The following is a 20,701-nucleotide window of genomic DNA, read 5'->3' as shown; positions in this document are numbered from 1 at the left end:
GTTAATTGTAGCAGATGTGGGATTAGCACATCTGCTTTACGGCTAGCTAATACCCTAAGGTATTATTTAGCGCGTGATTCTAGCATTGCAACTGCAGGTAGTTTTTTGCCTTCTAAAAACTCTAAGAACGCACCACCACCAGTAGAAATATACGATACTTTATCACTAATGCCATACTTATCAATTGCCGCTAGGGTGTCACCACCACCAGCAATAGAAAATGCGTTTGAATCAGCAATCGCTTTTGCAATAGCGCGAGTGCCATTACCAAATTGATCAAACTCAAACACACCCACTGGGCCATTCCATACAACAGTGCCCGCATTAGCAATAATTTTTGCAAGTTGATTAGCGGTATCAGGGCCAATATCAAAAATCATATCGTCGCTGGTGACTTCACTTACATCTTTAAGTGTGGCTACAGCTGACTCTGAAAACTCATTACCCACAACAACATCTGTCGGTACCGGTATTTCGCCATCGTTGGCTTTCGCTGCAGCGCATAAACGATTTGCTTCATCCATTAAATCAGCCTCATAAAGTGACTTACCTACAGGATGACCAGCAGCTGCAATAAAGGTATTGGCAATACCACCGCCGGTAACAAGCTGATCGACAATTTTAGATAACGAATCAAGTACGGTTAATTTAGTGGATACTTTAGAACCACCCACAATCGCCACCAACGGACGGGCTGGGTTATCAAGTGCTTTGCCTAAGGCGTCTAGTTCAGCCGATAATAATGGGCCGGCACACGCTACATCAGCAAACAGACCCACACCATGGGTTGACGCTTGTGCGCGATGCGCAGTACCAAAGGCATCCATTACGTAAACATCACATAATGCAGCGAGTTGCTTTGATAAGGCTTCGTCGTCTTTTTTCTCGCCTTTGTTAAAACGTACGTTTTCAAAAACAACTACTTCATTATCTGCAACATCAACGCCGTTTAAGTAATCTTTTTCTAGGCGAACAGTTTGCTCAAGTGCATCATTTAAGTAATCAACAACGGGTGCTAATGAAAATTCGTCTTCGTATTGCCCTTCCGTAGGACGGCCTAGGTGTGACATAACCATCACTTTTGCACCTTTTTCTAGCGCAAGTTTGATAGTAGGTAGTGCAGCACGAATACGTGCGTCTGACGTCACTTTACCTGCTTTAACGGGTACATTTAAATCTTCACGAATTAATACACGCTTGCCGTTTAAATCTAAATCTGCCATTTTTATGACCGACATGAACATCTCCTTAGTTAACGATACTGAACCAATAAATACGTTTTAAATATTACTTAAATGCCATCATAGCACGAGCGGTATCAAGCATGCGATTCGCAAACCCCCACTCATTATCACACCAAACTAGTAATTTTATCAGCCGTTTATGACTAACACGTGTCTGTGTGCCATCAATAATACAAGAATGGGGATCGTGGTTAAAATCAACCGACACCAGCGGCTCTTCGGTGTAACTTAAAATACCCTCAAGCCTATCTTTAGCTTGTGCTTTAAGCGCACTATTAACCGCACTTAAATCTACATCGGTATTTACCGTGACACTTAAATCCATGGCGGTCACATTAATAGTCGGTACACGAACGGCAATGGCCTCAAAGCGGCCTTTAAATTTAGGTAAAATACGGTCGATACCACGGGCTAATTTTGTGTCTACCGGAATAATAGATTGGCTGGCGGCACGAGTTCGGCGTAAATCATGGTGATACGCATCAATCACTTGCTGATCGTTCATTGACGCATGAATAGTTGTAATAGCGCCAGACTCAATACCAAAGGCATCATCGAGTACTTTAATAACAGGAACAACGCAGTTGGTGGTACACGAACCATTAGAGACAATAGTATGCTCGTTTTTCAACTCATCGTCGTTTATGCCATATACAATGGTGGCATCTACATCATTATCAGCAGGATGGGAAAACAACACTTTTTTAGCACCTGCGGCAATATGTAACTGTGCATGCTCACGTGAGTGGTACACGCCAGTACATTCAAGTACCACGTCAACATCTAGCGTTTGCCACGGTAATTCAACTGGATTTTCTTCACAAAATAACGCAATGGTGTCATCAGCAACGCTGATAGTGTCTTCACCTAGTTTAACTGGAAAAGTAAAACGACCATGAGAGGTGTCGTATTTTAATAAATGGGCAATAGCTTCAGGGTCGGCTAGTTCGTTAATTGCAACAATTTTGATCTCGTCGCTTAAGCCTGATTCGTATAGTGCACGGACAATATTTCGACCAATACGACCAAAACCATTAATTGCAAGTTTGATTGCCATGAAATATAAAATCCACTCTAGTTACGTACAGAGAAAGGCAGCGTCGCCTTTTAGATGGCGGTATTGTAATCGACCTTGCCTGTGATTATAAGAGCCAAGCATTAGAAACTTTAAATTAACGCCATAATCAACACGCAATGCGCTTTTACTTTTAACTCGGCTTTGCGATATTTGCTATTTTAGTTTTAAATCAAACACCACATTTATTGATGCTTTAACGCTTATTCTTGCACCTAAATATTGCTGCTGCGTAAATGGGTTCTCGTTATTTCTAGCAGCCATGCTATTTCTGTGGCTAGATAAAACAATGTGCTTAACACCGCTCGCGTCGTAATCTGAGCTACTAGAATTTGAACTAATACTATAAACGTTGCCAAGTTCAGCACCAAAAGACTGAGCGAGCTTATTTCCCTTCGCTTTTGCGTTATCAATTGCTAGTTGTGTTGCCTCTGCCTCTAACTGCGTGGCCTTGGAGGATAAACCATTAATTTTTTTGATATTGTCTATTTGTAAGCGTTGAGCAAAATCAATAAATTCATCGACTTTTTTAATATCTTTCAATGTGACTTTAACTGTTTTCAGAGCTAAATAATTATCGCTTAAAGCAACCCCAGATTCTGTACCAACCTTAGTGTATACCTTGCTTTTTAAACCCGATATATGAACATCGCCTTGGCCAAAATCATATTTATCTAATTCTTCAAGTAACACGCTGATCCGGCCATCAAGGTCACGTTTAGCTTCAAGTAATGTATCTTCAATGCTTTTTACTTCAAATATAATTTGAGCCATATCTGGCTCAACTAATACCTCAGCTGTGCCATGTACAGAAATATGACGATTAGTTGGCACGCTTGAATTAGCAAAAGTAATAAGAGGGCATAAGGTAATAAAAATAGCGGTGATAAGTTTCATATTCGTTCCTTGAATTTTTAATAAAATACGCGTTCCCATAATTATACAAACAAGAATAAAAGTAAACTGCATGCAATTAAGCTTAGTGCATACTTTATAGTTGGGTTTCTTATAGTTGGGTTTCGCTGTCCTTAACCAACCTACGTTAGATCCCCTACTTTAAGTTCTTTACCGGCGCCTATTTGATGGCATTGGGCTAATAACAATTCAGCAGTGGCTTGTGCATCGGTAAGCGCATGATGGCAATGATAGCTTGGTAAATCGTAGCGATTACGGCATTCATTTAAGGTTAAATCATCTAATTTTATATCGCTTGCGTGTTGCAGTAAGCGCTTTTTTTCTATTTGTAAGGTATCGATGATCAGCTTAGGCCGCTGGGTGATCCCTGCATTTTTTAGTGCTAACTTTAAAAAGCCCCAGTCGAGCATGGCATTATGAAATACTAAAATGCAGTCACTAAAGTGAGCGCTTAAAGACATTAAAATACTCTGTAGGCTTTGCCCTTGTGCCACCGAGTCAGTACTAATGCCGTGAAAAACAGGGCTTTGCTCTAGACTTTTAACCTCTTTATTAACGATATGCTGCGATTGACTGTTTTTGATACATTGATTCTCAATCAGTACCCAAGCAACCGAGACAATTTCATGTTGTTTAGGATCAAGCCCTGTTAATTCCAAATCAATCACTAAATAACGTTGCTTTAAAGCACTTTGCGCAAGCAAATGACGACGCTTTAAGTATCGCGTAATAAGCAGCTTAACCATTATTGTTACAAACTCCCACGCGCAAATTTAAACGCCGCGCCTTGCTGCGCTTGTTTTACTAGGTAAAACGCTTCTTTAAGCTGATGACGTTCTAACGAATTGAGTTTGTCTGGGTTAATGCAATTACTAGGTAACCCTTCTTCATTTATTTGCGTGCGCAGCCGAAGCTGAGTTAAAAATCGCCAACAATCTTTTAAATTATAAATATCTTCTTTGCTTAATAGTGAATACTTTAATAAAGCATCCAACCTCTCTTGGGTGTTAGCACGGCGAATGCCTACTTTTAATGCATAAAGTCGCGCTAGATCGTTAATGATCACCACCCCGCGCTTTTTAAGATCGATGTACTTATGGTGTTGCTCTGTTTTTTCGGTTTTAAAGTTATTGAATAAACCAATCGGCGCACTGTTAGCGTTAACATCGCTGGCCATTGCCGCATAAAAAAGATCGTTGCGAGAAATATGGGTCAACTCTTCACAAAACTGGCTATAGAGTGTGGTTGAGCCTTCAATAAAGCGCAGATCAAAAAAGATTTTACAGTTGAGCATTGCCTGGGGTGTGGGACTGGTGATCCACTTTAAAAACTTCGCCCCCCAATCACTAACACTCATTCGACACGCATCACTGCTAGCCATTATGTTACCAGGACAACGACGAATGCCGCACTCAACTAAGTTTTCACAAACAAATTCGCCCATCTGTTTAAAATATGCGTGCTGTTCATCGTTTAGACCATCAGGTAATAACAAGCCATTATCTTGATCTGAATGCAGTGTTTGCTCTTCGCGCGCTTGAGAGCCAAAACAAATAAAACTAAAACTGGTTGGCGCGGCGCCATGGTGTTGTTGAAATAAAAAAATTAGCCGCGAGGTCAACGCATCGGTTAAACCACTGAGTAACTTTCCGATCAGCGAAATATCATCAATATTATTTGAAAAGCCTTTTAATAGCTCAGGAATTTCTTTCGCGTAACGTTTTAAATCAGCCACATTATGGGCCTTGTAAATACGACCAATTAGCTGCACTGGGTCGCTTTTTTGTTGGCGTAGTAAGTCTGTACTGGTTATCATTCCTAGCGGTTTGTGGTTTTCGTCAAGCACAGGTAAATGATGAATATTATGCTTAAGCATTAAGTGCAGCGCTGAAAATACGCGGTTATTTTCAAATATAAACTTAGGCTTATTGGTCATAATACTATTGATAGCTTGCGCGGGATCCACTTCATCAGCAAGCACTCGGTTACGTAAATCCCGATCTGTAACTACTCCAACAAGATGCGAATTTTCGGTGATCATCATTGATGAAATCCCATGCTCTTGCATTTTTTTAGCACTATGACGGATGCTGGCATCGGGGGGCAGCGTAATCGCTTTGCGAGTCATGATCTCTGATATTTTACGCTCAGACCAGCTGTCGTTATTGCTTTTATAATGTGATGACAGCAATCGATTAGCATGAGCACGAACAAAGTATTGCTCGAATGCTTTATATTCTCGACGTAAGTAATCAAAATCCGTTTGGTCGAGCATATAGACAATGCCCTCTTTTTGTACTTCTAAACTGTTTTGTATTGAATCTCCCGTCAGTAACGAGGGATAACCAAAGTAATCACCTTGAGTTAAACGCGTTACCGTATCGCCTTGAGCATCCACTAAATCGTATAACCCGGAACGAATTAAAAATAATTTAGGCTGTTCACTGTTAAGCCATTGCGTTTGGTTTTCTCGGGTCAAATAAATACTATCGAGATGGTTAACAAAATAACTGCAGGCGCTGTCCTGTAACATTGAAAATGGTGCTTGCTTGTTAATAAACTGCGCGACTTCCTGTTGCTCACTACTCATAAATCATCCTCAATAAAAAAGCGACTTAACCTGAAATATGGTTATTTAATATAGCGATTATTTAATGTAGTCATTATTTAAACAAATAAAAAGCCCGACTTAAGTCGGGCTTTGATGCGTTATATCATTAGATATATGGATTAGTGAGCATGCGCTTCACTAGACCCTTTAGGATTACGAATACCTTCAACCATTTCTTGAATTTCAACTGGTGTCGGTTGAGTCATTTTCATAACACCTGCAGCTACTGCAAAGTTAATGATCATGCCTACTAAACCAATCCCTTCAGGTGAAATACCTAAGAACCAATTTTCTGGGCTATTAAGCTCTGGACTCACAAACTTGAAGTAGATGATGTATGCAGCAGTAAAGGTGATACCCGTTACCATGCCTGCAATTGCACCATGTTTATTCATTGATTTAGAGAAAATACCCATAATAATTGCAGGGAAGAAGCTCGCCGCCGCTAAGCCGAAGGCAAAGGCAACAACCGAGGCCACAAATCCTGGCGGGTTAATCCCAAAGTAAGCGGATATTACAATAGCAATCATCGCTGCCAACCTCGCTGCAAGTAATTCTTGCTTGTCGGTTATATCCGGTTTGAGTGTCCGTTTAAGTAAATCGTGCGATACTGAGGTTGAAATAACCAATAGTAAGCCCGCTGTAGTCGATAGCGCCGCGGCAATACCACCTGCTGCAACGAGTGCAATAACCCAGGCTGGTAAGTCGGCTATTTCAGGATTCGCTAGTACCATAATATCGCGGTCAACATTTACTTCGTTTGCGCTATTAGGGTCAGTGATTTTACCTGATGTGTAGAACATTTTGCCGTCACCATTTTTATCATTAAAGGTGATTAAACCCGTACGTTCCCAGTTTTTAATCCAAGCTGGTGCCTCTGCATACGCTGTACCACTTCCGTCTTTACCATTTATTGTGTCGATCATGTTTACACGGGCAAACGAAGCTACTGCGGGTGCTGTTGTGTAAACAATAGCAATAAACACCAGTGTCCACGCTGCTGAAATACGTGTGTCTTTAACGCGAGGAACAGTGAAAAAGCGAACAATTACGTGTGGTAAACCAGCAGTACCCACCATAAGAGCACCTGTAATTGCAAATACATCAATCATGCTCTTTGAGCCTTCAGTGTATTGGCCAAATCCAAGCTCGGTACTTAAACCATCGAGCTTATCAAGTACATACATACCTGAGCCATCACTTAGCGTGGCACCAAAGCCTGTTTGTGGGAAAAAGTGACCTGTTGCCATCATAGAGATAAAAATAGCCGGTACTAAATAAGCAAATACCAGTACACAATACTGCGCAACTTGCGTGTAAGTAATACCTTTCATGCCACCAAGTACGGCATAGAAGAAAACAATGATCATACCGATATAAACACCGGTTTCAATTTCAACTTCTAAGAAACGAGAGAACACTACACCAACACCACGCATTTGACCCGCAATGTAAGTAAAACAAATAAAGATGGCACATAAAATAGCCACTAAACGCGCTGTACGTGAGTAGTAACGGTCACCGATAAAATCTGGCACGGTAAACTTGCCGAATTTACGTAAGTAAGGCGCTAAACACATAGCCAGTAGTACATAACCACCGGTCCACCCCATTAAGTAAACACTTCCGTCGTAACCCGCAAACGAGATAATACCCGCCATTGAAATGAATGACGCAGCACTCATCCAATCAGCAGCAGTTGCCATACCATTGGCTAGTGGAGGTACACCGCCACCAGCAACGTAGAATTCATTTGTTGACCCAGCACGAGCCCAAATTGCAATACCGATATAAAGCGCAAAGCTTAAACCGACAATTATAAATGTGAGTATTTGAACATCCATTGATTAGCTCCTATTCGTCTACGCCATATTTTTTATCTAACGTATTCATTTTGAAAACGTACACAAAAATCAAAGCCACAAAGGTATAAATCGCGCCTTGCTGGGCGAACCAGAAGCCAAGTTTAAACCCAAAAAAACGTACTTCATTAAGTACATCAACCAGTAATATGCCAAAGCCAAAAGAGACCACAAACCATACTGCTAATAATTTAAACAGTAATGAAATGTTTTCTGCCCAATAAGCTTTTGCTTGTTCTTCATTTTTAAAAGCCATTTTTATTTTCCCCTTTAAACATCACGATTGTGATGGGTGGTTTTTTATATTCGTTAACCAATTTAGCAATGCAATTCAAATATTGAATTGCGACAATAGTCGTAACAACATATTAACGTTTTCGTAAACTGCGTTTGATCAATTAGCAAACAACTCATGAACCACTTGAATTTCAGTAGCTTAATGAATTTTGATAACTGAAGTTTTTAGCCAAATTAAAACAAACCGTGGGAATAAGACATTAGTCTAACTAAATAGACAAAAACAAATTAACCCTTAAATATCATAGCTTTATTTTATTTATAGATAACATAAACAAAATGTATACCCCCTACTTTATTTGCAGCTAGGTATTGTTAATAAGCAAACTCCAACTGGCGCTCGCATCTTGAAATAGTTTGGGTATAGTTATGACAAATTATAAAAACACTCTACGAGGTTAAATAAACATGACAGCTGTACTACTCATTGTTGCCTTTGGCTACATAGGCGTGCTGTTTTGGCTGGCAAATTGGGGTGATAAGACCACCCCACTTGCCAAGCGCATTAGTCATCACCCATTTGTGTATTCATTTGCATTGGGGATTTATTGTACTTCGTGGACTTACTATGGCTCGGTAGGTACCGCTGCTACTAGTAGTTGGAGCTTTTTGCCTATTTTATTAGGACCCGCCTTACTGTTTTTTTTCGGCCAAGGCTTTTTACGTAAACTGGTATTGGTGAGTAAAAAACAAAATATCACCACTATTGCCGACTTTATTTCAGCGCGTTACGGCAAACGCCAAACCACTGCAATTATGGTGACCATTATTGCCTTATTGGCCACTATTCCTTACATCGCATTGCAATTAAAAGCGCTTAGTTCCAGCTTTTTACTTTTGCAAAATAGTAATCAAATATCTGGGGATATTTTGGCGTTATCAGCCACTTTAATGATGGCACTATTTGCTATATTTTTTGGCACGCGCAAAGTTGATGTAACCGAGTACCGCTCAGGCTTAATGCTTGCTGTGGCGTTTGAGTCGCTAATAAAGCTGTTTGCTCTGGCTGCTGTAGCAGGGCTTGCAATATATAGCTTATTTAATTTACCCGCAGAAAGTTCTGGCCAAGTCGCCGAGTCAATTTGGCTGCATTGGGCGCAGTTTGACTTTTTTAGCTTTAACTTTGTAGGTCAGTCGCTGATGGCGGCGGCCGCTATTATTTGTTTGCCACGGCAATTTCATGTCACCGTGGTTGATAACCAAGATAAGCGCCATTTATTTACTGCTCGCTGGGCTTTTCCATTGTACTTGTTATTGACCGCTGCAATGATTTTACCTATAGCCACCGCTGCTATTCATCCAGAAATTGGTCGTAGTTTATCACCTGACAGCTTTGTACTGGCACTGCCTATGCTGCACGATAACGCTTTTTTAACCACCTTTGTGTTTATAGGTGGGCTTTCTGCTGCCACAGCCATGATTGTTGTTGCAACGCTTACGCTAAGCACCATGATCTCCAACGACGTGGTGCTACCCTTAATGTTGCGTCGTAAATTTAAACGTAATTTAATCACCAGCAGCTATAAATCCCGCATTTTATTGGTGCGCCGCTTTACCATTGCTGGGGTGCTTATTTTAGCCTACTTCTATCAGCAATGGTTTGGTAGTGGCAGTGCGCTGGCCAGTATGGGGTTAGTGGCTTTCTCATTGGTGTCGCAATTATTGCCTGCTATTGTGGGTGGGTTATATTGGCGAAAAGGCCATGCTTATGGTGTTTATGCCGGGCTACTCGCAGGGGTCATTTGTTGGGTACTGTTTTTAATGCTGCCTATTTTAGAAGCCCCTAACCCACTAGACAGTGAGCTACAGCAAACGCTTATAACTAGAGGCACCTTAATCGCGTTGTTTGCTAATATTGGCTGTTACATTAGCTTTTCACTAGGAGCTGAAGAGCGCTTAATTGATAAAATTCAAGCGGCGGCATTTGTTAATCCCAAAGATCAGGCCATTTTATCTCGTCGCTTAAATAAAAACGTAAAAGCCACGGTATACGACTTTAAAATTTTACTGCAAACCTTTTTAGGCATTCAGCGTAGCCAACAAATTTTATCGCATTACGCACTTCATCATGATTTAAACGACAACAACGCACACCCTCGCGCTGACTTTATTGCCTACTGCGAACGCGCACTGACAGGCGTATTAGGTGCTTCCTCTGCGCAAGCACTTATTCATACAGTATCATCTGGGAAACGCATGGCGTTTGAAGAAGTGGTAAACTTTTTTGATGAAACCACACAGGCACTGCAGTTTAATCAAAACTTATTATTTACTTCACTAGAAAACTTAAGCCACGGACTCTCTGTGGTGGATAAAGATCTCAACCTCGTTGCTTGGAATAAGCGCTACAGCGAAATGTTTAATTACCCTGAAGGTTTTTTACAAGTTGGCCAGCCCATTGAAGAAATAATCCGTTATAACGCAGAGCGCGGTGAATGCGGCCCCGGTGAAATTGATCGCCATGTTGATAAGCGTGTTCAGCATTTAAAAAATGGCAGTTCACATCACTTTATTCGCCATCGTCGTAATGGCCAAGTTTACGAAATGATAGGCAACCCATTGCCTGATGGGGGGTTTGTAACAAGCTTTTCTGATATTACCAATCATATTAGTACGCAAAATGCGCTCGAAGAAATCAATATGGACTTAGAAAACCGTATTGAAGCGCGTACCCAAGAGGTGCAAACCATTAATAGTAACCTGCAAGCACAAATCGATAGTCGCGTACAAACAGAGCAAGCACTTACTTTAGCCAAACGCGAAGCAGAACAGGCAAATGATAGTAAAACCCGCTTTTTAGCACTGGCTAGCCATGATATTTTACAGCCGCTCAATGCGGCACGATTATACCTCGCCGCCATTGATGAAACTCAGTTAGATAGCACCAATAAAAATAACTTTAATAAGCTAGGTGATAGCCTCGATTCCACCGTGCATTTAATGTCGGCTTTATTAGAAATTGCCAAGCTAGAGCAAGGGGCGATGACCCCAAATCCTCGTCACTTTTGCATTGATGATATTTTAGACCCCCTTAAAAGCGAATATGCGATTTTATCGAGCGATAAAGGGCTTTCATTTAAAGTGCGTTCAAATAAACAAATAGTACACAGCGATATTACTTACTTGCGTCGAATACTACAAAACTTGCTGTCTAATGCGATTAAATACACCGAAAATGGCCGTGTATTAATTGCTTGTAGAAACAGAAAACACAGTTTACGGATTGAAGTATGGGATACCGGCCCTGGCATTAGCGGTATTGAACAAGCAAAAATATTTAACGACTTTTACCGAATTGAAGCGGGCGATAATAAAGGCGTTGGCTTAGGTTTAGGGGTGGTTAAACGTATGGCTGATTTATTGAGCCTGCCGATTGATGTGGTTTCAGTACCTAATAAAGGCAGCCGATTTAGCATTGAAGTGCCTTATGGTGATGCGCAATTAGTACAGCAAAAACAAAGCAGTCAAAATATAGTCGACAACCGCGCCGCGATAAATATTATTGCCGTTGACGACGACCCTGAAAACCTTGCCGCCATGGCCAGCCTAATGAAGCGCTGGCAGGCAAATTACACCCTATTCGATAAAGTGGACGCGGTGTTAACTTATGCAAAAGAACAAAGCGCACCTGATGTTATTTTAATGGACTATCAGTTAGGTAATGATTGGGATGGGATTACTGTAATTAAAGCACTACGCGAGATTTGGCAAAGCGATATTCCGGCTATTTTAATTACCGCTGTGCGTGACACCGAGCTAAAACAAACCACCAAAGCCGAAAATATTCATTACCTGAGTAAGCCAGTAAAACCAGGCAAACTTAAAGCACTGCTGAATCACAGTACTTGACGATTAATAAGAGTTTAAGCCCAGTAAGTACTGGGTTAACTATGACTGCGCTTTCTGAGTTTTTGAAACAACCAACTAAGCCCGACTAACGAAAGCCCTAAACCAATAAACGATAATGCCTTTAAAAGCCCAGTTAAATTTGCCATATCAATTAAAAATACTTTAACGATTACTGCACCAAGAATACCTAAACCAACATTTTGCAGTAACCGCTGCTGTTTTAAATGCCCGGCTATCACCACCAGTGCACCGAGTAACAACCAAATAACCGAATAGCTATATAGTTCGGCATCACTGGTTGCTTTATCAAGATAAATAAAGCCACCTTGCCAATATTGGCGGATCAAGGTATTGATAGCTAACAGGGCTAATAAACCAGACACACCGAGTGTAATTTGACTCAATTTAGCATTTAACGGTTTAACTAAACTCGCTAACCATAACGCCAGCAGGCTCGGGACGAACCAAATTAAAAGTATCCAGTTAAATATTGGTGTTTCACCAACATAAAGACGCATTAATAACGGATTATCATCCAACGTTGTATTGATTAACAACAAGCCAGCTAACGCTGATAAAATAAAACCTGCAGTGCGGTATAACTTACCCAGCTGCCCTGCACTTTGCGCGCGATATAAATAAACGCAGCCTAAAGCAAGCAAGTTACAACTGAGCAATACTTGTTCATAAAAACTTAAAGAAAACAGCTGAGGGTAGTGACCTACCAGTTGATAACTGGTTTCGGTTGTCACAAATAACGCTAAACAATGCAGTGCTGCTCCTTCAAGCCATATTTTTAGTTTTGAAGTATTAAAACATTTAGCCGCTGCAAAAAATAACCCAATACACAGCGGGTAAACAACTAAGCTCCAATGCAAACCAAATATGCTTAGCTCATCATAACTAGGCGTCCACGGCGATAAGGTAAGGCGTAAAAGTAATGCTGCCACAAGGGCTTTTATTGGCCAGTGTGGCATAGCCACATTGTATTTTTTTATCAGTAAGCTCAGCAGTAATACTTGAACAGCCAGTGCAATGGTAAGGCCGCTATCATTCAGTAACATTGTAATTGCTAAGGTGATATTGGCGTTTGCCCCCACCCAATAACTAAAACGCTGCCATAAAGTTGTATTATTTTGTGTAAATTTAATTAACGCCGCACTCATTAAACATAGCAATACCGCCCAAAGTGGATAAGCGGTTGCTAAAGCCGTATTTGGGATCAGCGCATACAAAGTGCCCACCAATACAAACAAGCTTAATGAAGCAAGCAAATGAAAAGCTAATCGTTTTGGGTATTTATTACCAAAATAGAGTCCATAGCCACTTAACCCAAGAGCAAGTAATAAGCCTAGCCCGTATTCTTTTTTAAAAATGAAAAACGCGTCATCAAAGGCATAAGTTTGTTTAGCGCTGACCACTAGTAACAGCGCAACCACTAAAGAGACCCCCTGCCATACATCCCAACGACTATTTTTTAACACTAAAAATAGTAACAAAGCGATGCTTAATAACGCTACGATTTGCCATTGTAAATTAAACACACTCAACAGCATGGCAATCATTAAAGGAGCAATAAATGCCAGTAACAAACCGTGGTCTGGAAATAAATTAACTAACCGTTTAAAGCTGTGCGGGCGTACTTCAAGGGTGTTAAAGCCCAAGCCTAAGCGTGCAATAGCGATTAATCCTAAAATACTTAACAACGCAAAAGCGCCTATTAACCACACTGTGTCGTAGTTAAATAGAGTGAGTCCAACCAAGTACCAGCCAATATGCCCTACCCATAGTAAATACCACAACCACACTCGCTGTACTTTATGTGCCACAACTGCTGCGGCAACACTCACAAGGGCAACATAAATAAGCAAAGAAAATAACTGCCCACTGCCCGTATTTACCCAAACAGGGACACTGTAAGCGCCTATAATGCCTATTACAGCAAGTAAAGGGCCTAGCTTTATTGCCATTGCACTAGCACACACAGCAATAACTGCTAAGCCAATAAATGCCCACTCAGCACTTAGCATGCTAAAGCTGTTATAGGCCAAAAACATTAAGGCAAAACAAGTCATAAAGCCGCCACTGGCAAGGGCTGCAGGAATGTAATTATTAAAGCCTTCAAAAACGATACGTTTATAATGTAAATAATACGCAGCTGCAATTAAGCCAATGCCAAATAATCCACCGGCACTGAGCCTCATTGCAGGTGAAAGTAGCCCCGCCTCTAAACTGTATTTTGCTAAAAACACGCCACCTAAAGCCAAAGCAATAGCACCAATCCAGGTCATCCAGTTTTGTTCAAAGCCTGCACGTAATTGTTTAAAAAGCAGTTCAATACTCGATGGTTTTTTAGTTATCGTTTTACGAGGTGGTGGAGGTTTAATGCTCGCTGGTTTATTAACAGCAGCACGAATATCTGAGCGGTTTAGAGGTATTGCGTTATCTACTTGAGGGTCAGCGGAGGATTTTTCATTTTTTGCTGCATTTGAGCTTAACTCGAACTGTAATAGTTTTAGTTTTAATACTGCAACCTCTTGTTTAAGGGTGTTCAATTGCACTAAGGCCACTAATCCACAAATAGCCCCTGCAACAATCGCAATAGATACAATAATTGCTAATCCGATTAACTCATCCATACAGTCCCTTTTTTATCTCGCAACACAAGTCCCCAAAAACAGCATGAGCGAAATCTATTTTATAAAATTACTATGTTTAAGCAACCTCAAGGCGATCACGGCCTGCTTTTTTAGCTCGGTATAATGCCTGATCTGCACGTTTCATTACATTTTCAAAGCTCTGATCGCTGCTACGGTGCGCAATACCGATACTAACCGTTAAAGAACGCTGATTTTGTACTGTAATAGTGCGAGCAGTTTCTAGAATAGTCTGCGCAAAGTTAAGCACTTCATCAAGCTCATAACTAGGTAGGTAAGCGGCGAACTCCTCACCGCCTATGCGAGCAAAAATATTTTCATTTTTAAAGAGGTAGTTCACTTTATCTGCGAACTGTTTAAGCACCTGATCGCCCACATCATGGCCAAAATCGTCATTAATACGTTTGAAATGATCAAGATCTATGATTAAAACAGTGTAAGGATTATTAACAACCTCCTTCACATGCTGATAAAAACAGCGTCGGTTATACACTTTAGTTAAATCATCTATGATAAATTCTTGCGCCAACCGAGTGTGCATTCGCTGCATAAAGTGCATGGTTTTAAATAAACCATAAACGGTAATTAACATACCCAATGTGCGACATAAATCCTCTACGTAATTGCTTATCCAAAGAGGCTGATGTATTACTTCATCAAGCACATCGGCAGTAGATGCTACAATCCATAACATTAAACCGATACTGACATACACGTAGGCTTTTTTAGCTAATTGTGAACATTGCACCATAAAGAAAATTGTAAAAATAACCACTAAGTTAATAAAGTCAGTGGTAAAGCCGTAGAGATTTTGCTTGAAATCCAATAAAGGAAAGCGCATTAACGAAAAAATTGAAAAGCCAATAATAAACGCCAGCGTAGCTAAAATTAACAGTTTGTTTAATCTGGTAATTTTTACAAAACGGCTGAGCTTGAGGCTCACTTTTTCCGGATTCATCATAGGCTGTATTTAAACTTATTATTGTTGCTAAAAACTATACCATAAACTAAAACTGATTAATTTAAATTAATGTGCTAACACCCCAGCCAATTGCAACTAAAATAGTTAACCCAATCATGGTCTTAGTTTTGTGCTTGCTGATAATACGTTCAGCTTGATTGCCCGCATAATACACCACTATTGCTAAACCAAAATAACGTATAGAGCGAGCAATAGCGCTTGCTAATAAAAACAGCGCCAGAGAATACTTAGTTGCGCCAGCGGCTAGCATCGCAATATGAAACGGAATAGGCACGATGCCTAGGCTTAATACAAACCAAAATCCTTGTGCCTGCATTTTTTGTTTTACGTTTTCAAACTGCTCAGGGCTTGAGAATGTATTGATAACCCAATCGCCAATTATATCAAATAAGTAATAGCCTAAAGCATAGCCAAATAGCGCACCTACAATACAGCCTAGTGTTGCCATAAGGGCAATTTGCCAGAGCTTTTCTCGTCGTGCTTGCATAAGTGGTACCAGCACCGCCTCGAGTGGAATGGGCACTATGGTGGATTCTAAAAATGAGGCGATAGTAATCCCACCCAACATATTTTTAGACTCAATAAACTGACGTGTTTTTTGCTTGAGCTTTTTTTGTATAGCCATAAACGTCCTGTTAGCAATTAGGTAAGTGACTAAATCATCTCATAATAAGGTTAATGCTACCTGAAGAAATACAGTCAACATAGTAATCATTATAAGACTGCTTTATTATCTTTATATACCATTATACTTTTAAAATTTTCACAATATGCAAACTGCTCGCTACATTCCCTTTAGAAAACACGACATCATTACAATGTGCGCCAAAGAGCTTAATAAAGACCAACAAACTTCTTTTAAGCAGCTTTGTGAACTTTTAGCCAGCTTAATTCACTTTCAGTACCATGGCACACTTGAGTCATTAAAAAACAATTACGCGCCTTTTGATCCAAATAGCGATACTCGTTTAATAAACAGCGTGACTGATGAGCAAAAAGCTCAATGCCAACGAGATTTTGCTAAAGATTTCGCCAACGTATTAAATGCGGCTAATTTTGAAGTGATCACCCATCAAGACCTACAAGATGCATTAAACGAAGAATCGCTTTTTAAAGTTCGCCTTGAGGTAGAGTTTGAGGATTTTGAAGAAGTGGTTTTTTATCGCAGAGGCGAGTCGCAACTCACCGAAACCATAACCAGCTTTTGGGGGTTACGTAAAAAGCCACTGCATTTTACCAACTACGACCGCGTAGCAGTATTTATTCGCTTTAAAGATAAAGCCTATTTTGAATCAAAAAACAAAATACCTATGGGGTTTGAGCCCAGCTCAACCATAGTAAAACTATTTCAAAATGTGCCAAAAGCTGACTTAGAAATGCTATTTCCTAATAGCGAAGTACGAATGCGCTCTATTGATAAAGTGATTATTGGCTCATCGGCACTTATTGGCGGTGCGGTAGTATTAGTTACCAAACTGGGCGCCTCATTACTTTTACTGTTTGCTTTGTTTACATTTTGGGGAGGGTTTAGTGATAAAGCCGTTACCATGACTCAGCAGCACTTTATTACGTTAGCCATTGGTATTGGCGTATTTGGCAGTTTTGTGTTTAAAGAGTGGAGTAAATTTAAAAACCGTAAAATTAAATTTATGAAAGCGCTGAGCGATAATCTGTACTTTAAAAACCTTGATAACAACGCGGGTGTTTTTCATACACTAATAGACGCCGCCGAAGAAGAAGACATAAAAGAAGCCCTACTGGCCTACACTTTTTTACTAAAATCTAAAAATGGCTTAAGTGCTCACGCACTTGATGAGCAGATAGAGACGTGGTTTAAAAGCAAGTACCAATGCGAGCTAGATTTTGAAATTAGCGACGCGCTTGAAAAGCTTGAACGTATGCATTTAGTAACTTGCACAAACACCCTATATAACGCGGTAAATCTAGAGCGCGCAAAAGCCATATTAGATGAGCGCTGGGATAGCCTATTTCAATATAACTAAGCAACTCCTTACTTAACAAAAAAGCAGCTGACACTTCAGCTGCTTTTTACGTTATTACCTAATTTAGGCTGTTTGCTGCTTTTTAAATTTTGCATGCACTAATTTATAAAGTGCTGGTAAAATTAACAATGTGAGCAAAGTGGATGACATAATTCCACCTACCACCACGGTTGCCAAAGGCCGTTGTATTTCAGCGCCGGTACCGGTATTTAGCGCCATAGGAATAAACCCTAAACTAGCCACAAGCGCGGTCATTAGCACTGGGCGTAATCGCTGTAATGCCCCGCTATGTATTGCATGGTATAAGCTTAATCCCTCATTTCGTAACTGCTTAATAAACGACAGCATCACCACACCGTTTAATACCGCAACCCCACTTAGAGCAATAAATCCCACACCCGCTGAAATAGAAAGCGGCATATCTCGTAGCAATAATGCTAATACCCCACCGGTTAGTGCCAGTGGTACGCCACTGAATATAATCAGTGAATCACGCAGCGAGCCAAAGGCACTATAAAGTAAGCCAAAAATAAGCAATAAAGTCACAGGCACTACCAACGACAAACGCTTACTCGCCGATTGTAATTGCTCAAACGTACCGCCGTATTCAAGCCAATAACCACTGGGTAGGTTAAGTTGTGCGTTCATAGTCGCTTGGGCATCGCTTACAAAGCTGGCTAAATCGCGTCCTGTTACATTAGCTGTTATTACCACATTGCGCTTGCCGCTTTCGCGATTTATTTGATTAGGGCCTTTTTCAATACTGATTGTAGCCACTTCTCCAAGCGGTACAAATGCAAGCTCAGGGTTACTACTTTTAGGTAACGCAATAGGTAAACGCGCAAGCACAGAGACATCATCAGACCAACGCTTATCTAAGCGTACTAATAACGAAAAGCGCTTATCACCCTCATAAATTAGCCCTGTTTGCACTCCACCAAAAGCAGCGGCAAGGGTTTGTTGAATGTCGTTTACGGTTAATCCTAATAGCGCCATATGGTCTCGCATTGGGGTAACAGAAAGTGTGGGCAAGCCCTCCATTTGCTCTAAACGAACATCAGTAGCACCGGTAATATTTCGCATTAAACCAGTGGCTTTTTCGCCAAACTGTTTAAGTATGGCTAAATCGTCACCGTAAATACGCAGCGCTACATCGGCACGCACACCGGCAATTAACTCGTTAAAGCGCATTTCTATAGGCTGGGTAAATTCATAGTTATTACCCGGTATCTCATTCACACGATGACGAATTTGCTGCACTAACGCGTCTTTACTTAGTGACGGATCAGGCCATTGCTCACGCGGCTTTAACATTAAAAAAGTGTCGGCAACGTTAGGTGGCATAGGATCGCTGGCGACATCTGCAGTGCCAATCTTTGAAAATACGTTCGCAATTTCAGGCTGCTCTAATAAAGCCTGCTCCAACTGCTTTTGCATTTGCACCGATTGTTCAATACCGGTGCCAGTAATACGCAACGCATGCATTGCAATGTCACCTTCATCTAGCTGCGGTAAGAATTCGGCGCCCATATTTTTAACTTTAAAGCCAAGCACTAATACTAAAACCGTGGCAATGCTCACCATCACCCACGGTAATTTAAGCGATAAGTTAAGCAGTGGCTTGTAGATTTTTTTAACGCCACGCATTACTGCGTTTTCGCTTTCATCTACTTTACCACGCACAAATACGGCAATAGCCGCTGGCACAAAGCTGACAGCAAAAATAAGTGCACCTATTAACGCGGCAACCACGGTAAACGCCATAGGCTGAAACATTTTTCCCTCAACACCACTGAGCGCAAATAGCGGTAAATACACCAACATAATAATTAAAATACCAAATACGGCGGGGCTAAACACTTCTTTGGTGGCTGAAGTGACAACCTCTAAACGCTCACTGAGCGTAAGTAAGCGGCCATGTTTATGTTGAGCCATCCCTAATTGACGAAGGCAGTTTTCAACCACAATCACCGCGCCATCAACAATTAATCCAAAGTCGATTGCACCTAAGCTCATTAAGTTACCCGAGACTCGATTACCCACCATGCCAGTAATAGCAAATAGCATGCTCAGCGGAATAACCATGGCGGTAATAAGCGCACCAGTGATATTCCCAAGCAATAACAACAGAATAACGATGACCAATACCGCACCTTCAAACAGGTTTTTTTGTACTGTGGCGATGGTTTTATCAACCAGATTGGTGCGGTCATAAACAGGCTCAATAATAACCCCTGCAGGTAAACTTTTTTGTACTTGTATAAGCTTATCAGCCATGGCTTTGGCAACCACACGGCTATTTTCACCAATTAGCATCATCGCCGTGCCTAATACGGTTTCCTCGCCATTATAAGTAGCCGCGCCAGTTCTGAGTTCTTTTCCTAAGTATACATTTGCCACGTCTTTAATTCGTACAGGAGCATCATCACGCTTAGCAATAACGGTGTTTGCTATATCCGCTAATGTTTTTAATTGCCCAGGGGAGCGCACTAAATATTGGCCGTCAAAGCGCTCTATATAACCGGCTCCGCGATTGCTGTTATTAAGCTCAAGTGCACTAATAACATCCTTGATTGTTAGCTTATAAGCGATGAGCTTTTCTGGTATGGGCGCAACTTGGTACTGGCGCTCAAAGCCACCTTGGCTATTTATTTCGGTTACGCCTTTTACTTTTAAAAGCTGCGGACGAATAACCCAGTCTTGTAAAGTACGTAAATCTTCGGCGCTGTAAGGCATACCATCACTTTTTAACGCATCGGGTTTTGCATGCACGCTATAGGTAAATATTTCACCTAAACCACTGGCAATAGGTCCAAGGTTTGGCTCAACATTATTAGGTAAATCGGCGCGAATACTTTGAATACGCTCACCAATTTGTTGACGCGCCCAATAAATATCGGTGCCTTCATCAAAAATAATGGTTACTTGAGAAAGCCCATAGCGAGAAAGCGAACGGGTATAATCAAGCTTAGGAATACCCGCCATCGCTGTTTCGACTAAGTAAGTGATACGCTGCTCAACTTCAAGCGGCGTAAAACCAGGCGCTTTAGAGTTAATTTGCACTTGTACATTGGTAATATCGGGTACAGCATCTACCGCTAAGTTTTGGATGTTATACACACCAAACCCAGCAAATAAAAATGTTAGTGCCAGTACCATCATGCGGCGTTTAACCGCAAAAGAAACAATCCAGTTAATCATGGTAC

Annotated in this window: 13 protein-coding genes; 2 read left to right on the top strand and 11 right to left on the bottom strand. The window is 40.9% G+C overall.

The window, feature by feature from the left end:
- Nucleotides 1–62: 62 nt before the first annotated feature.
- The 7 genes from MTF66_RS28790 to MTF66_RS28760 form a co-directional block, all read right to left on the bottom strand.
- Nucleotides 63–1,238 (bottom strand): phosphoglycerate kinase, encoded by a 1,176-nt coding sequence (locus MTF66_RS28790; RefSeq protein WP_138570397.1) that lies wholly within the window; start codon nucleotides 1,236–1,238, stop codon nucleotides 63–65.
- A gap of 49 nt (nucleotides 1,239–1,287) precedes the next feature.
- Complete coding sequence (gene epd / locus MTF66_RS28785; RefSeq protein ID WP_010387623.1) at nucleotides 1,288–2,301, bottom strand: erythrose-4-phosphate dehydrogenase; 1,014 nt, start codon at nucleotides 2,299–2,301, stop codon at nucleotides 1,288–1,290.
- Between the two features lie 174 nt (nucleotides 2,302–2,475).
- On the bottom strand, nucleotides 2,476–3,216 hold the full coding sequence (locus MTF66_RS28780) for an SIMPL domain-containing protein (RefSeq protein WP_138622510.1): 741 nt from the start codon (nucleotides 3,214–3,216) through the stop codon (nucleotides 2,476–2,478).
- A gap of 140 nt (nucleotides 3,217–3,356) precedes the next feature.
- Nucleotides 3,357–3,980 (bottom strand): 3'-5' exonuclease, encoded by a 624-nt coding sequence (locus tag MTF66_RS28775; RefSeq protein ID WP_054201852.1) that lies wholly within the window; start codon nucleotides 3,978–3,980, stop codon nucleotides 3,357–3,359.
- Nucleotides 3,981–3,985: 5 nt separating this feature from the next.
- Nucleotides 3,986–5,824, bottom strand: coding sequence for a DUF294 nucleotidyltransferase-like domain-containing protein (locus MTF66_RS28770; protein WP_010387614.1), 1,839 nt, complete (start codon nucleotides 5,822–5,824; stop codon nucleotides 3,986–3,988).
- 140 nt (nucleotides 5,825–5,964) lie between these two features.
- Nucleotides 5,965–7,689, bottom strand: a complete 1,725-nt coding sequence (locus tag MTF66_RS28765; RefSeq protein WP_109874178.1) for a sodium:solute symporter family protein — start codon at nucleotides 7,687–7,689, stop codon at nucleotides 5,965–5,967.
- A 10-nt stretch (nucleotides 7,690–7,699) separates the two neighbouring features.
- Nucleotides 7,700–7,963: a DUF4212 domain-containing protein gene (locus tag MTF66_RS28760; protein ID WP_008464847.1), complete on the bottom strand. Its 264-nt coding sequence runs from the start codon at nucleotides 7,961–7,963 to the stop codon at nucleotides 7,700–7,702.
- A 449-nt stretch (nucleotides 7,964–8,412) separates the two neighbouring features.
- Here MTF66_RS28760 and MTF66_RS28755 point away from each other — a divergent pair, with 449 nt between their 5' ends.
- Complete coding sequence (locus tag MTF66_RS28755; protein WP_138622513.1) at nucleotides 8,413–11,853, top strand: PAS-domain containing protein; 3,441 nt, start codon at nucleotides 8,413–8,415, stop codon at nucleotides 11,851–11,853.
- A 35-nt stretch (nucleotides 11,854–11,888) separates the two neighbouring features.
- Here the strand turns inward: MTF66_RS28755 and MTF66_RS28750 are convergent, their stop codons facing one another.
- The 3 genes from MTF66_RS28750 to MTF66_RS28740 form a co-directional block, all read right to left on the bottom strand.
- Nucleotides 11,889–14,492 carry a DUF2339 domain-containing protein gene (locus MTF66_RS28750; RefSeq protein ID WP_248529381.1) on the bottom strand — a complete coding sequence of 868 codons (2,604 nt, stop codon included), beginning with the start codon at nucleotides 14,490–14,492 and terminating at the stop codon, nucleotides 11,889–11,891.
- A gap of 76 nt (nucleotides 14,493–14,568) precedes the next feature.
- Nucleotides 14,569–15,468, bottom strand: coding sequence for a GGDEF domain-containing protein (locus MTF66_RS28745; protein ID WP_138622554.1), 900 nt, complete (start codon nucleotides 15,466–15,468; stop codon nucleotides 14,569–14,571).
- 64 nt (nucleotides 15,469–15,532) lie between these two features.
- Complete coding sequence (locus MTF66_RS28740) at nucleotides 15,533–16,117, bottom strand: YqaA family protein (protein ID WP_248529380.1); 585 nt, start codon at nucleotides 16,115–16,117, stop codon at nucleotides 15,533–15,535.
- Between the two features lie 145 nt (nucleotides 16,118–16,262).
- On the opposite strand from MTF66_RS28740, the gene MTF66_RS28735 reads away from it, so the two are divergent.
- Entirely contained in the window at nucleotides 16,263–17,495 is a 1,233-nt protein-coding gene (locus tag MTF66_RS28735; protein WP_138622517.1) for a TMEM143 family protein, read from the top strand.
- A gap of 63 nt (nucleotides 17,496–17,558) precedes the next feature.
- On the opposite strand, the gene MTF66_RS28730 is transcribed toward MTF66_RS28735, so the two are convergent.
- Nucleotides 17,559–20,696, bottom strand: coding sequence for an efflux RND transporter permease subunit (locus MTF66_RS28730; RefSeq protein WP_138622519.1), 3,138 nt, complete (start codon nucleotides 20,694–20,696; stop codon nucleotides 17,559–17,561).
- Nucleotides 20,697–20,701: the final 5 nt, after the last annotated feature.

Source organism: Pseudoalteromonas sp. 2CM39R (assembly GCF_023161845.1).
Note: the sequence above shows the minus strand (reverse complement) of the source record. Positions and strands in the feature narration are given on the sequence as shown.

Excerpts from the sequence above, each read along its gene's own strand:
- MTF66_RS28790 (WP_138570397.1), bottom strand. The coding sequence starts at position 1,238 with ATGTCGGTCATAAAAATGGCAGATTTAGATTTAAACGGCAAGCGTGTA.
- epd (WP_010387623.1), bottom strand. The coding sequence starts at position 2,301 with ATGGCAATCAAACTTGCAATTAATGGTTTTGGTCGTATTGGTCGAAAT.
- MTF66_RS28780 (WP_138622510.1), bottom strand. The coding sequence starts at position 3,216 with ATGAAACTTATCACCGCTATTTTTATTACCTTATGCCCTCTTATTACT.
- MTF66_RS28775 (WP_054201852.1), bottom strand. The coding sequence starts at position 3,980 with ATGGTTAAGCTGCTTATTACGCGATACTTAAAGCGTCGTCATTTGCTT.
- MTF66_RS28770 (WP_010387614.1), bottom strand. The coding sequence starts at position 5,824 with ATGAGTAGTGAGCAACAGGAAGTCGCGCAGTTTATTAACAAGCAAGCA.
- MTF66_RS28765 (WP_109874178.1), bottom strand. The coding sequence starts at position 7,689 with ATGGATGTTCAAATACTCACATTTATAATTGTCGGTTTAAGCTTTGCG.
- MTF66_RS28760 (WP_008464847.1), bottom strand. The coding sequence starts at position 7,963 with ATGGCTTTTAAAAATGAAGAACAAGCAAAAGCTTATTGGGCAGAAAAC.
- MTF66_RS28755 (WP_138622513.1), top strand. The coding sequence starts at position 8,413 with ATGACAGCTGTACTACTCATTGTTGCCTTTGGCTACATAGGCGTGCTG.
- MTF66_RS28750 (WP_248529381.1), bottom strand. The coding sequence starts at position 14,492 with ATGGATGAGTTAATCGGATTAGCAATTATTGTATCTATTGCGATTGTT.
- MTF66_RS28745 (WP_138622554.1), bottom strand. The coding sequence starts at position 15,468 with ATGAATCCGGAAAAAGTGAGCCTCAAGCTCAGCCGTTTTGTAAAAATT.
- MTF66_RS28740 (WP_248529380.1), bottom strand. The coding sequence starts at position 16,117 with ATGGCTATACAAAAAAAGCTCAAGCAAAAAACACGTCAGTTTATTGAG.
- MTF66_RS28735 (WP_138622517.1), top strand. The coding sequence starts at position 16,263 with ATGCAAACTGCTCGCTACATTCCCTTTAGAAAACACGACATCATTACA.
- MTF66_RS28730 (WP_138622519.1), bottom strand. The coding sequence starts at position 20,696 with ATGATTAACTGGATTGTTTCTTTTGCGGTTAAACGCCGCATGATGGTA.